The following is a 12316-nucleotide window of genomic DNA, read 5'->3' as shown; positions in this document are numbered from 1 at the left end:
TGTAAACTCTTACAATCTAAGATTGTGTTATCTGACTGTTTTTGTCATCCTCGATGCATAGAATTTTTAGGATGACTCTTGTGATTAAAAAATGGCTTCCCCTTGTCGCTGCCTCTTTGTTATTTGGCTGTGCTCAACCCACTGATCTTGCTCAGCAACACCTTGATGACGAATTTCCTCGCACCTTGAATAAGGTCGATCAGGTTGAATCCAATAAACCAAGAGACTACACCGCATTTGCAGAACAAGCTGAGATGGTGGTTTCTAAATCCCCTTCGATGGCTAAAATCTATGAGCCGCTTTATCAACAACTCAATGAGTGGGCGATGCTGAGTGGAGATCCAAGCGAGCTAGCGAATTTTGGCGTTCAAACCGCTCAACTAGGTGGTGGTGATAAACAAGGCAATGTTTTGTTCACGGGCTACTTTTCTCCTGTGATGGAGCTGCGCCACGAAGCGAATGAAGAATATCGTTACCCTGTTTACGGGCTTCCTGAGTGTGGCAAAGAGTGTCCAACACGCGAAGAGATTTACAACGGCGCATTAGAAGGTCAAGGCCTTGAGTTAGGTTATTCAGCAAACCGCATCGACCCATTTATGATGGAAGTGCAGGGCAGTGGATTTGTGCACTTCGGTGATGATGACACGCTGCAGTATTTCGCCTACGCGGGTAAGAATAATAAAGCTTATGTGAGCATTGGCCGTGTTCTGATTGAACGAGGCTTAGTTCCACGCGAAAAAATGTCGCTAAAAGCAATCAAAGAGTGGGTATTGGCAAACGATCCTGAAGTGGTCAAAGAGTTGCTTGAGCAAAATCCATCTTTCGTGTTTTTTGAAGCGAGAGACGACTTGTCAGTAATGGGTAGTGCTGGGATTCCTCTATTACCAATGGCTGCAGTAGCTGGCGATCGCTCTATCTTGCCTATGGGAACTCCAATTCTGGCTGAGGTTCCTTTATTGAATGCGGATGGTACTTGGAGCGGTGCACACCAATTAAGACTGTTACTGGTTTTGGATACGGGCGGCGCGGTTAAGCAAAACCATTTGGACCTTTACCACGGCATGGGCCCTCGAGCGGGTACTGAAGCGGGTCATTACAAGCATTTTGGTCGTGTGTGGAAGCTCGGCTTAGATGGTAGCGCAACTGAAGCGCCTTGGGCTTTGCCTCCTGAAAAGGTAGAGTAAGCGACAATAAAATGGGGCATTGAAAGCGAATCGCTAATCCCCTAGACTTTTTATTCAAGAGTGCGTATAAAACGCACTCTTTTCTTTTTCTCAGAAATAAATTGGCGGCAACAATGCGTGAATTGACCACTCCAGCTTCAGAAAACTATGACCAACGATTTGGTGGCACTCGTCGCCTGTATGGCAATAGTGAAGTCGACATACTTAGAGGAGCACATGTGTGTGTGGTCGGTATTGGCGGTGTAGGTTCATGGGCGGTTGAAGCGCTTGCTCGTACCGGTTTAGGTGAGCTGACGTTGATCGATATGGATGATGTGTGTGTGACCAATATCAACCGTCAGATCCACGCAATGTCGGGCACCGTCGGTAAGAGCAAAATCGAAGTGATGGCAGAGCGCGTTAAGCTGATTAACCCTGAGTGTAAAGTTAACCTGATTGACGATTTCATCGGCCCAGACAATCAGGCTGAATACCTATCGAAAGAGTTCGATTTTGTTCTAGATGCGATCGATAGCATGAAAGCTAAGGCCTCGCTGCTGGCGTACTGTCGTAGCAACAAAATTAAGGTGATCACTACTGGTGGTGCTGGTGGTCAAATCGATCCAACGCAAATTAAAGTGGCCGATCTGACCAAGACGATTCAAGATCCGCTCGCGAAGAAGCTAAAAGATACCCTTCGTCGTCATCATAATTTCCCTAAGAATCCAGCACGTAAGTTTGGTATCGATTGTGTGTTCTCAACTGAACAGCTGAAATACCCTCAAGCTGACGGCAGTGTCTGTGCTGCGAAAGCGACAGCAGAAGGTCCAAAACGTATGGATTGTGCGACGGGTTTTGGTGCGGCAACAGTTGTAACGGCGACGTTTGGTTTTGTAGCTGTTTCGCGTATCGTTGAAAAGCTGATTCAAAAGCACGCTAAGTAACGTCTTTTACTCAATTAACAATCGACTGGATATTAAAATGACCACATTCCCAAGCTCTCCATTCGGCACTGAAATTACCAGTGATGATATCGTCGCGAAGATGCAGACATTCAGCGGCTGGGAAGACCGTTATCGCCAAGTGATTCAATGGGGTAAGAAACTGCCAACGATGCCTGATGAACTGAAAAGTGAGCAGGTGATTGTCTCTGGCTGTGAAAGCCAAGTGTGGTTAGTTTCTCAGAATATCGATGGTGTTTGGCACTTTTGTGCTGATTCTGATGCTCGTATCGTTCGCGGGCTAATCGCATTAGTGATGGCTGCGTATGGTGGAAAAACATCAGAGCAGGTACAAGCATTCGATATTGATGGTTACTTTGAACAAATCGGCCTAATTACCCACCTTAGCCCATCTCGCGGTAATGGATTAAAAGCGATTGTTGCTCAAATCCAAGAGCTAAGTGCTTAATATCTCCTTGATACACAGAAGCAAAAAGGGTTGACGTTAAACGCCAACCCTAAGTAATTTCGCTACTCCCTAAAGCATATCAACGGCTTTTTCTATCGCCGCTACGAGCTTTTCAACATCATCCATGTTGTTGTAAATACCAAATGAAATTCGAACCGTTCCTTTCACATTAAGTGCATCCATTAATGGGTGAGCACAATGATGTCCTGCACGTACTGCGATACCTTGCTGATCCAGTAGAGTCGCTATATCTTGATGGTGAACACCATCCATCACAAAAGTAATCACACTTGCGTTAGGTTGATACCCTAAAATCTGAATGTCATCCAGTTTACTGAGAGCAAGATAAGTCTCGTGTTGTAGTTGGTGGATATGATTTTCGACATCTTGTTGTACAAAACCACTTAACCATTCTATTGCGGTGCTTAGTGCTATGGCTCCTGCCACATTTGGCGTGCCCGCTTCGAATTTGCCAGGCAGTTCTGAAAAAGTAGTGCCAGAGAAAGAGACGCGCTCGACCATTTTGCCACCACCATGCCAAGGTGGCATCGCTTCTAACAATTCAAGCTTGCCGTAAAGCACACCGATGCCCGCAGGGGCATAGAGCTTGTGTCCAGAGAATACGTAGAAATCCGCACCTAAAGATGAAACATCTACGGGTTCATGAACGATACCTTGTGCACCATCCACCACCACAATCGCATTCATCTGGTGGGCTTTTTCGATCACTTGCTCAATCGGCTGACGTGAGCCCGTGACGTTGGTTATCTGAGCTAATGCAACAATCTTGGTTTGTTCATTTAAAAGTGCATCAAACGCAGTGAGGTCAAATTCACAATCCGGTGTCATCGGTACTTTAACGACTTTAGCACCGGTTTGCTCTGCGACAATTTGCCAAGGCACGATGTTGGCGTGATGCTCCATTTCGCTGACTAAGATCTCATCGCCGGGCTTAAGGGTGCTTCTGGCGTAGGTTTGAGCGATAAGATTAAGCGCTTCGGTAGCACCGCGAGTCCAGATGATCTCTTTTGAAGACGAAGCACCAATAAACTGGGCGACCTTGTCTCTAGCGGCTTCAAATTGACTGGTAGCATGGGCAGTTAAGCTATGGCTACCACGGTGCACATTGGCATTCTGCTTCGAGTAATATTGGCTAATGGCATCAATAACCACCTGAGGCTTCTGTGTCGTCGCCGCGCTGTCTAAGTAAATCAACGGTTGTTGATTGATGGTTTGGGATAGCGCAGGAAACTGCTCTCGGATGTGATTGATATCAAACATCTGTTCTTACCTAAATCTTGAAAGTGGGTGCTAGCATTATGCTGAGCGGTCTTGTTATTTTATCGCGACTTGTTAATCGTTGCTGACGAATATTCATGATCCCAGCGCTTTTCTTGCTCTTTGACTTGAGCAAACAGCTTTTGGTTAACAGGAACCTTTATGCCGTGCTTAAGTGCTGTCTTGATTAGATGGCCGCTAATGAAGTCGACCTCTGTCTTACGCTGATAAAACATATCTTGCTGCATTGAAGAGTAGTTCTCTGCCGTCGCTAGGATGACGCGTTTGACGCTTGCTGCTAATTCATCGAATGAACAGGCGATCCCTTCTGCTTGCATCACTTCTGTCAGTTCTTGAACTATCGAACGCAACACCCCCTCAAATTGGTGATCAGCAAGTTCGCCATTCTTAATCTGCTTGAGCCCAGTGAGTGGATTTATGGCACAGTTAATCGCGAGCTTAGTCCAAAGCGCAGTTTTTATTTCAGGGTTCCAGCTTACCTCTGGCAGGGCATGGTTGAGGACATCAACTAAAAACGTGCATTGCTGACCGACTTGGTTAAAAGCACCCAATTGGGTGTGGCCTAACCCTGTATGAGATACATGATTACGGCTGGGTTTGAATGCGGCTTGAGTCGTGGTCGCCAATACAACGGGGTAACCATCGACTTGAGTAGCAATATTATCGACCGCGCCCATTCCATTGTGCATGAACATGAGAATGGTGTCTGGGTCGAGATGTTGGAGGAGCGGAGTGGTTGCGGTTTCGACTTGCCAAGCCTTGACGGTGAAGATAACCAGATCACTCGCGGCTAATCGTTCGATATTGTTGTTACTGATAGGGAGAGAGGGTTGTCCATCAAGTGATAACTCAATGGAGTGGTCGGAAGAACGGCTCCACAAAGAGACATTATGACCCGCTTTAAGCAGTTTTATCGCCCATAAAGAGCCGATAGCTCCAGGTCCAACAATAGTGATGTTCACAGCAATTCCGAGATAAGAAAGTGATGCTGCAAGGATAGCGAGGCATTAAATGAAAGCAATAAAAAAGGGCACCCGAGGGTGCCATTTTATCTAATGAAGTTTTAACTTGATTAGAAGTTGTACTGTAGACGGTAGATGATTAGATCTTGGTAGTCTTTACGTGCAAGCTTGTTCACTGTGTAACGGTAAAGAACACCAGTTGACCAGTTTTGGTGGAAGTTCCATAGTGCATTGATACTACCATTTAGACCGTAGTCGCCACCTTGAACTTCTGAGTACTCATCGTTACGAGCAAATTCATATTCGCCCCAAGTTGAGAACGTAAAGTTTTGACCTGCAATGTCAGTATTGTAGTAACCAACCCAACCAGCCATACCACCGTTAGAACCGCTGATATCACCAGAGTTAATTTGGTGTGCACCGATGAATGGTGTGAATGCCCAACCGTCACCGCTTAGACCAGTATAGCCAAGACCAAGAACACGGTTTTGCTCATGGAAACCAGCATCAGTATCTGTGTTGTAAACTTGTGCGTAAAGGCTAACTTTAGTATCCATTAGGTTGTAGTGGATAGTACCTTTAGTTGAAGCTCCGCGATCATCACCTGAACGATCAACACCTTCGTAGTCGTAGAAGCCGTAGATTTGACCCCAGTCAAATGCAGCACCGCCTTCGATACCAATAACAGCTTGGTTACGATCTGAGATGTCACCACCGAAGTTATCGTCATCGTTACCAAAGCCTTGGTCCCAAACTTGGTAATCAGCATACATGCTACCAAAGCCATATAAGTATTCTGCCTGAGCAGGGATTGCTGTTGCAGCTGCAACTACGCCAAGAGCTAAAAGTGATTTACGCATAATGGAACTCTCTATGTTTAAAATAAGTAACCCGCTAATCCGTGCGTGTTTGTGTGTCCGAATGCCGAGCATCATAGCGATTTTGTTCTCAAATAAAAGTGAGACAGAGTGAAAATTGCAATTATTAAAGTGAGATCGATCACACTAATGATCTAAATGATGGAACTTTACGGTGGCAATGCATCCTGATGCACCTCTAATTCTATTGATTTTGTGAAATTCGATTATTTTGTGGATAAATAGGTGAAATACTGCGCTAAGCAAACGATTCTACTAATTAGAGTGATATGCATATCAAAATCAACAGTATTCTTTTCTAAGCGTTTTCTCTTAAAAAATGACTCATTCAAACCACCTCTTAATCTCGTCTTTGATCTATTTTTGACCAACAGCGTAGTGGAGTTGGAATCAATTGATGGACAACTCATGTGATGACTGCCTAGGGATTTGAACCTAGCTACTTTTTGAATCACGGAGAATTAAAGACAGTTCACTGCACTAGATTTTGAAATACTTTTTAAAGATTAGTTATTGGACTAATCATTTGTGTGACGAACTGGTCTAACTTTTTTGGAGAGAAGACCGATGAAATATTCACCTATACTCGCTGTAGCGATATCAGCCCTTTTCATTGTTGGGTGTGATGATGACGATGAACCAACAACTCAACTACAAGCTGTACATGCATCGCCAGATGCGCCTTTAGCTAACGTTTTAGTCAATAGCCAGGCTCGTTGGAGCGGTGTCGATTATGCTCAGGCATCCGGATACGCCTCAGTAGATCAAGGACAGACAACTCTTCAAGTCGATGTTCAACTCCCAGGTGACGCTGTTGCTACTGTTATTTCTCCAAGCCAATTCGATTTAAGCGGTGAATTAGATTACACCGTGATGGTTGTAGGCGACGCCGATGGATCCAACAATCCTGTAGAGGCTTTGGTTGTTACTCGCCCTGCTGCAGGAACGGCAACAAGTTCAAGCCTAGATGTGCAAGTAGTACACGCGGCAACAGGTGTTGGCGATGTAAATCTGTATGTCACTGGTCCTAGTGATCCATTGGGCGCACCGTTAGGGACTTTAGCTTATAAAGATTTTACTGACGTGCTGAATATTCCAGCTGGTCAGTACCGAGTAAGATTAGAAACAGTGAGCGGAAGTGCTATTGCTTTTGATTCTGGAGAGATAACTCTGGCTGGCGGTAGCGAGCTAACTATTGCAGCGGTACCAAGAGCTGACTCAAACAGTGTATCTCCGGTGAAGTTGATGGTGATGGACGGTAGTGGATCATCGTTAATATACGACATGGCAGAAACTGCCGAAGTAAGAGTCGGGCATTTGGTCGATGGCGCACCAGCTGTAGATGTATTTGTTAATTCTGCTAAGTTTGCTCCTCTGGATGGTTTAATGTTTAAAGAAATTCGCGGTTTCTTAGATTTAGCAGCAGACAGTTATGATATTGATATATACGAAACGGGAACGACGTCTCCGTCATTTATTGATGTTGATGGATTAGCTGTATTTGCTGGCATGGATTACAGCATCTATGCGGTAGGGACAGTAAGTCCACTGAATTTGGAACCTTTGGTTGTTCCTGAAAACCGTCGTCCGGTTGCGACCAGTGCGGTGTTAAACATTACCCACGCCGCTGCTAACCCAATTGCGGCATCGGTGGATATCTACTTAACAGAAAACGCGGGGATCTCTGGTAGCACTCCGGCGCTAAGTGATGTGAAATTCAGAGATTATGCGAATGGCATTTATGTTGCGGCGGGGTCTTACTTTGTGACGATTACTGTAGCGGGTCAGCCGTCAGTTGTGGCTATCGACTCTGCGCCCGCAACCTTAGCTGATGGTGTGGTGTATCAAGTCGTGGCGATTGATGATTCGATGGGTACGGGTTTTAACCTAATTGTCAGTGAAACAACAGACTAGATCTGAAGACAGAACGTAGAAGAGGGTAGATCAATGCTACCCTCTTCTTATTTGTTTTCTTTGACTCTATTCTTGGTTAGTTTTGGCTTTCTCTAATAAATCCGTGAAAAAGTGGCGTAACGAGTAGAGCATGATCAAACTTGGAATCACCATAAGTGCGGTCAGTATAAAGAAGGTTGACCAATCATTGAGGTAATCGACCAATTCACCACTAAATGAAGCCAGTGTTGTTCGACCGAAGTTACCCAAGGATGCGAGTAATGCATATTGGGTTGCAGAGAAGGCCTGCCCGGTTAATAGTGTTAAGAAAGAGACAAACGCTACGGTTGAAAACGCAGTTGTAAAGTTATCGACAATGATGGTTGCCAAGAACAAGGTTTCACTCGGGCCAGTGTGAGCGATCCATGCAAACATTAGATTACTGGCTGCCATGGCAACACCGCCAATCATCAGTCCGCGTACAATGCCGAATTTTACATTGAAGACGCTGCCTACCAAAGTGAAGAATATGGTTGCGCCCCAACCAATTAACTTCGAATAGTGGCCGATCTGTTCGTTACTGAAACCTATCTCTTTATAGAAGGTGATCGACATGCGACCTAGGAAGGCTTCACCTATCTTAAATAGGAATACGAACAGCAGTAGGGTGATGGCAACTTGAACTCCGTTTCGTTTGAAGAAGTCATAAAACGGTTCTAACACGGTAACACTGAACCAAGCCACGACTTTCGAACCGACAACCTTATTGTGGCGTTGCTGAGCCTGTTCTTGCAGGGCTTCGCGTTGTGTATTTGGCTCTCCGACAAAAAGAGTAAACAGCATTAGTACGACAACGACGCCTGCCATTCCGTAATACACGCCATTCCAACCGATTGAGTCTGCGTTAATAAAGGCAAGGTAGCCTGGTAGAGAATACCCCGTCCACCAACCAATTACGGCCATTGCAGAAGCTTGCGGCAGTTTTGATGCTTCGGATTTTGGGAAGGTATCAATACGAAATGCATCAATCGCGATGTCTTGCGTGGCTGAGGCAATGGCAATAGCGAGCGCCAACATTGAAGTAAACGCCAAGTTCTCTGCGGGATTGACGCCTGCGATGAATAAGGTACCGATTAAAACAATGGATTGGCAGAAAAAGATCCAACTGCGTCGCTGGCCGAGTATTGCGTGAAGCACCGGCAGTTTTACTCGGTCTACCAATGGTGCCCATAGAAAGTTAATCGCATACACGGCAAACACACTGCCAAAGTAGCCGATGGCAGCACGCGTTAAACCTGCATCTTTTAGCCAACCAGACATATTGGATCCAATAAGAACCCATGGGAAGCCACTCGAACAGCCGAGCATAAACACCCAAAGTAGGCGTTTATCTAGGTAGCTGCGGAAAGTCTGCATCCAAGAAAGAGAGGGAGTGCCTGATGACATAGGGCGTCCTTGTGTAGAAAAACGCCCTTAAGAAATAAGGGCGTTAGATTGGATTACTTAAGAAGGGTCACTTTAGTGATGACGATTGGGTCAACTGGTATGTCTGACATGCGGCCCATTCGCTTGGTTGGAATCGTTGCCATCTTTTGAACAACATCAAAACCTTCAATTACTTTGCCGAATACAGCGTAGCCTGGGTTGCTACCTTTTGCGTTCAAGAAGTCATTATCAGAGAAGTTAATGAAGAACTGACGAGTTGCAGAATCTGGCGCATTAGTACGAGCCATCGCGATTGTTGCTGTATCGTTCTTCAAGCCATTGCTGCCTTCATTCTTGATAGGAGCGTAAGTTGCTTGTTGATTCATCTCTTGATCGAAGCCGCCACCTTGAGCCATAAAGCCAGGAATAACACGGTGGAAGATAGTGCCTTCGTAGCTGCCGTCAGCAACGTATTTTAGGAAGTTCTCCGCACTAACCGGTGCTTGTTCTTGGTTAAGCTCAATAGTGAAGTCGCCTAATGTTGTTTCCACGTTTACTTTAGGACCAGCCCAAACGCTCACGCTCACTAGCATTAATGCGATAGAAGATAAAATACGACCCATTAGAAACGTTCCTTCATGTAAGTTTGTAGCTCTTGGTCGTTAGCGATCTCAGTAAGAACCAAGTTGATCACGTCATTAAGAACCATAGAGATGTCGTCGTTAGATGCACTCAATGCACCAGTGCGTGTTGCAGTGCCGTTGAATGTTTTAACTAGTTTGCCTTCAGGCGTTTCAGCGGTAACTTCAAGCGTTACTTTACCGTCCATTTTGTTTTCCATAATGGTGTGCTCTACGGTAACGAGTGCTTCTTGAATCTCTAAAACAATCGAGTTTTCACTGTTTACGCTCGCACGAAAACCTTGAGACTCTAACTGCTGTGCAACAGCATTTTCTAGAGAAATACGCATGTTTTGCTTAGCGTGAATTGGCTGAATGTTTGAACGGCCACTATCAACCAATGCAACATATTGAGCGGCACGAACATCTTTACTGGTTAGTGTGTATGTTTTGCCTTGTACAAGGTTGCTTGGGCTTAGTGAAGCTTCTGGCATTACATTGATCTGTTCTTGCTGAGGGGCTGAACATGCTGTCAAAGCCATAATAGAAGCAGCCAAAATCAGTTTTTTCATTCCTTTATCCTTTCTAAATTCACACCAGAAGCTCGGTATCTTAAATTCTTGTGAAGTCGTTTCTGCTTATTTATTAAAATTCGCAGGTTCTCTTGTTGCTTGTAATATCTCAAATTTTTGGTTTAGTTCAAGCGTTTCAACGTTAGCTTCACCAAATAGTCTTGCTAGTTTGACATCGTATCCGAGGTGTCGGTTGCCAATAACAATTAATTTGCCTCCATTGCTTAGAACATGCTTTGCATCACAGAACATTTGCCACGCAATGTGATCCGTAATCGCTTGTTGCTGATGGAATGGAGGATTACACATCACTAAGTAGGTGCTGTTTTTCTTGAAGCCATCTAAACAGTTGTTGGCGATGAACTGGAAGTTGCCTTCTTCACCAAGGTTATCTTTGACGTTTTGGCGCGCCGATTCCACCGCCATAAAGCTTTCATCCACACAGGTGATACGGGCTTGTGGGTTCAATTGCCCTGCTTTTACACTCAATACACCGTTGCCACAACCAAGATCGATGATATGACGTAGCTCAGGATCTTGAGGGATGTGCTCTAGCATATAGCGAGCGCCTTGATCGAGTGCTTCCCCTGAGTAAACATTTGGTAAATTTTTCAGGCGGATATCTTCACCGTCTACATCCCATTCAACAAAAGGCTCTACCGTTTGAATTGGCTGGCAGTTTGGAGATGAGAAGACTAAGCGGTGTTTTTTCTTCGCTAGTGATGTTTTGGTTTCGCCTAGGTATTTTTCGAACAGGTTAAGCGTAGAGGTGTGAATCTCTTTTACCTTGTTGACGCCGATCACTTGGCAGCCTTCAGGCAATGCTTGGCGTAGCTGACTCAATTGCCAGATTAGGTGACGATTTGTTTTTGGCAGCTGCATGATCACAAGATCGATACCGTGTGGGATATCATCCATCGTGTTCAAGAAGTTCACTCGGTTACTTTGATTGCGCTGCAAGTTTTTCAGGGCACCACGGTGAGAGATAAATGAGTCGCTCATCATAGTGACATCATGATCTTTCGAGAACCAAGCGGATAGGGCACCGAAGCTGTCGTTCATGATCAGGATGTGTTTGCCAGGTTCGAGGTTCATCTCTTCAACATGACTGATCAGGTATTCGTCGCCCGCATCCCAAGCTTGAAGGGTTTCATTTGAACGTTTCGGGAAACGATGTAAGGTTAAAGTTCTATCGTGAAGGGTAAGTTCGGTTTTCATTGCTTGAGATACTTATGTAAGAAATAACAAAGATATTGTCTCAAATGCAGGCTGAACAAGATAGAAAAAACTCAACCAAACCTACGCCATTCGCTATCAAATACTCAGACAGTCGACCGCTTAGGGTTTATACTCATCCCACGGATAATGCCAATACGTTATTAAGGAATCACAATGATCCAAGAAGTTATCGAAACAAAATTGCACAATGAGTTTTCACCAAGTCATTTAAACGTGGTTAATGAGAGCTATATGCACAATGTTCCGGCCGGTTCTGAGAGTCATTTTAAAGTGATTGTTGTCAGTGATGTGTTTGAAGGATTGCGTCTTATTGCTCGTCATCGAGCGGTAAATAAAGCTCTTTCAGAAGAGCTAGCGAATAATATTCACGCACTGTCCATTCACACTTATACAAAAGATGAATGGATGAAGCAGCTAGATAACGTGCCAGACAGCCCTATGTGTATGGGTGGTGGCAAGTAACACAGCGAGCATATTGACAAAAGGTGGTGATGCCGCCTTTTTTGTCGCCAAACCTATGTGTTTTTCGTTGTTATATCACTCAAACTGATGGCAATTTGAACGACTAAAAATACCTACAATGAGTAATGTTTTTATTAACAGTGTTTCAACATAACTCGTAAAATATTAGTTTGTGACAGAGTATTAATCTCTTGTTTAAAACACGATTCAAAAGCCAATCTATCTGTGCGGCTCGTCAAATTTATACATATTTGAGAGTCCATATGCTTCAAATCTCACCAAATAAACGCGGTATTCAAGTTATTGGTCATGGCATCAAGTTGTCAAAAAATGCTAGAATACGGCACCTGATAAATCTCACATAATATTTGTGATGAGTTTATTAATGTAATG

12 protein-coding genes are annotated in these 12316 nt (G+C 44.5%); 5 read left to right on the top strand and 7 right to left on the bottom strand.

From position 1 onward, the window contains the following. The first annotated feature begins 71 nt into the window (after positions 1–71). The 3 genes from mltA to csdE all read left to right on the top strand — a co-directional run bounded on the left by mltA (position 72) and on the right by csdE (position 2573). Complete coding sequence (gene mltA, locus AB4274_RS06980) at positions 72–1184, top strand: murein transglycosylase A (protein ID WP_017059898.1); 1113 nt, start codon at positions 72–74, stop codon at positions 1182–1184. Positions 1185–1297: 113 nt separating this feature from the next. Beyond that, complete coding sequence (gene tcdA, locus AB4274_RS06975; RefSeq protein WP_372111444.1) at positions 1298–2107, top strand: tRNA cyclic N6-threonylcarbamoyladenosine(37) synthase TcdA; 810 nt, start codon at positions 1298–1300, stop codon at positions 2105–2107. Between the two features lie 37 nt (positions 2108–2144). Beyond that, positions 2145–2573, top strand: a complete 429-nt coding sequence (gene csdE / locus AB4274_RS06970; RefSeq protein ID WP_372111442.1) for a cysteine desulfurase sulfur acceptor subunit CsdE — start codon at positions 2145–2147, stop codon at positions 2571–2573. A gap of 69 nt (positions 2574–2642) precedes the next feature. On the opposite strand, the gene csdA is transcribed toward csdE, so the two are convergent. The 3 genes from csdA to AB4274_RS06955 form a co-directional block, all read right to left on the bottom strand. Next, positions 2643–3854, bottom strand: coding sequence for a cysteine desulfurase CsdA (csdA, locus tag AB4274_RS06965; protein WP_372111440.1), 1212 nt, complete (start codon positions 3852–3854; stop codon positions 2643–2645). 59 nt (positions 3855–3913) lie between these two features. Next, on the bottom strand, positions 3914–4834 hold the full coding sequence (panE, locus tag AB4274_RS06960; protein ID WP_372111438.1) for a 2-dehydropantoate 2-reductase: 921 nt from the start codon (positions 4832–4834) through the stop codon (positions 3914–3916). A gap of 110 nt (positions 4835–4944) precedes the next feature. Continuing rightward, positions 4945–5694, bottom strand: coding sequence for an outer membrane protein OmpK (locus AB4274_RS06955; RefSeq protein WP_102428259.1), 750 nt, complete (start codon positions 5692–5694; stop codon positions 4945–4947). Positions 5695–6279: 585 nt separating this feature from the next. Here AB4274_RS06955 and AB4274_RS06950 point away from each other — a divergent pair. After that, the gene (locus AB4274_RS06950; protein WP_372072609.1) at positions 6280–7626 is read left to right on the top strand and encodes a DUF4397 domain-containing protein; all 1347 of its coding nucleotides are present in this window, start codon (positions 6280–6282) and stop codon (positions 7624–7626) included. A 66-nt stretch (positions 7627–7692) separates the two neighbouring features. Here AB4274_RS06950 and AB4274_RS06945 read toward each other — a convergent pair whose 3' ends face one another. From AB4274_RS06945 to AB4274_RS06930, 4 genes are all read right to left on the bottom strand, one after another. Beyond that, positions 7693–9051 (bottom strand): AmpG family muropeptide MFS transporter, encoded by a 1359-nt coding sequence (locus AB4274_RS06945; protein ID WP_065584406.1) that lies wholly within the window; start codon positions 9049–9051, stop codon positions 7693–7695. A gap of 53 nt (positions 9052–9104) precedes the next feature. Next, positions 9105–9653, bottom strand: a complete 549-nt coding sequence (locus AB4274_RS06940) for a peptidylprolyl isomerase (protein WP_372111435.1) — start codon at positions 9651–9653, stop codon at positions 9105–9107. Next, positions 9653–10222 carry a YajG family lipoprotein gene (locus AB4274_RS06935; RefSeq protein ID WP_372111432.1) on the bottom strand — a complete coding sequence of 190 codons (570 nt, stop codon included), beginning with the start codon at positions 10220–10222 and terminating at the stop codon, positions 9653–9655. Before AB4274_RS06935 ends, AB4274_RS06940 begins: the two co-directional genes overlap by 1 nt. Positions 10223–10288: 66 nt before the next feature. Beyond that, positions 10289–11440: a methyltransferase gene (locus tag AB4274_RS06930; RefSeq protein ID WP_017068516.1), complete on the bottom strand. Its 1152-nt coding sequence runs from the start codon at positions 11438–11440 to the stop codon at positions 10289–10291. Positions 11441–11614: 174 nt separating this feature from the next. On the opposite strand from AB4274_RS06930, the gene bolA reads away from it, so the two are divergent. Then, positions 11615–11923, top strand: coding sequence for a transcriptional regulator BolA (gene bolA, locus AB4274_RS06925; protein WP_017064186.1), 309 nt, complete (start codon positions 11615–11617; stop codon positions 11921–11923). Positions 11924–12316: the final 393 nt, after the last annotated feature.

The sequence above is a fragment of the Vibrio sp. 10N.261.55.A10 genome (assembly GCF_041470825.1).
Lineage (GTDB): Bacteria > Pseudomonadota > Gammaproteobacteria > Enterobacterales > Vibrionaceae > Vibrio > Vibrio crassostreae_C.
Note: the sequence above shows the minus strand (reverse complement) of the source record. Positions and strands in the feature narration are given on the sequence as shown.

Excerpts from the sequence above, each read along its gene's own strand:
- mltA (WP_017059898.1), top strand. The coding sequence starts at position 72 with ATGACTCTTGTGATTAAAAAATGGCTTCCCCTTGTCGCTGCCTCTTTG.
- tcdA (WP_372111444.1), top strand. The coding sequence starts at position 1,298 with ATGCGTGAATTGACCACTCCAGCTTCAGAAAACTATGACCAACGATTT.
- csdE (WP_372111442.1), top strand. The coding sequence starts at position 2,145 with ATGACCACATTCCCAAGCTCTCCATTCGGCACTGAAATTACCAGTGAT.
- csdA (WP_372111440.1), bottom strand. The coding sequence starts at position 3,854 with ATGTTTGATATCAATCACATCCGAGAGCAGTTTCCTGCGCTATCCCAA.
- AB4274_RS06955 (WP_102428259.1), bottom strand. The coding sequence starts at position 5,694 with ATGCGTAAATCACTTTTAGCTCTTGGCGTAGTTGCAGCTGCAACAGCA.
- AB4274_RS06950 (WP_372072609.1), top strand. The coding sequence starts at position 6,280 with ATGAAATATTCACCTATACTCGCTGTAGCGATATCAGCCCTTTTCATT.
- AB4274_RS06945 (WP_065584406.1), bottom strand. The coding sequence starts at position 9,051 with ATGTCATCAGGCACTCCCTCTCTTTCTTGGATGCAGACTTTCCGCAGC.
- AB4274_RS06940 (WP_372111435.1), bottom strand. The coding sequence starts at position 9,653 with ATGGGTCGTATTTTATCTTCTATCGCATTAATGCTAGTGAGCGTGAGC.
- AB4274_RS06935 (WP_372111432.1), bottom strand. The coding sequence starts at position 10,222 with ATGAAAAAACTGATTTTGGCTGCTTCTATTATGGCTTTGACAGCATGT.
- AB4274_RS06930 (WP_017068516.1), bottom strand. The coding sequence starts at position 11,440 with ATGAAAACCGAACTTACCCTTCACGATAGAACTTTAACCTTACATCGT.
- bolA (WP_017064186.1), top strand. The coding sequence starts at position 11,615 with ATGATCCAAGAAGTTATCGAAACAAAATTGCACAATGAGTTTTCACCA.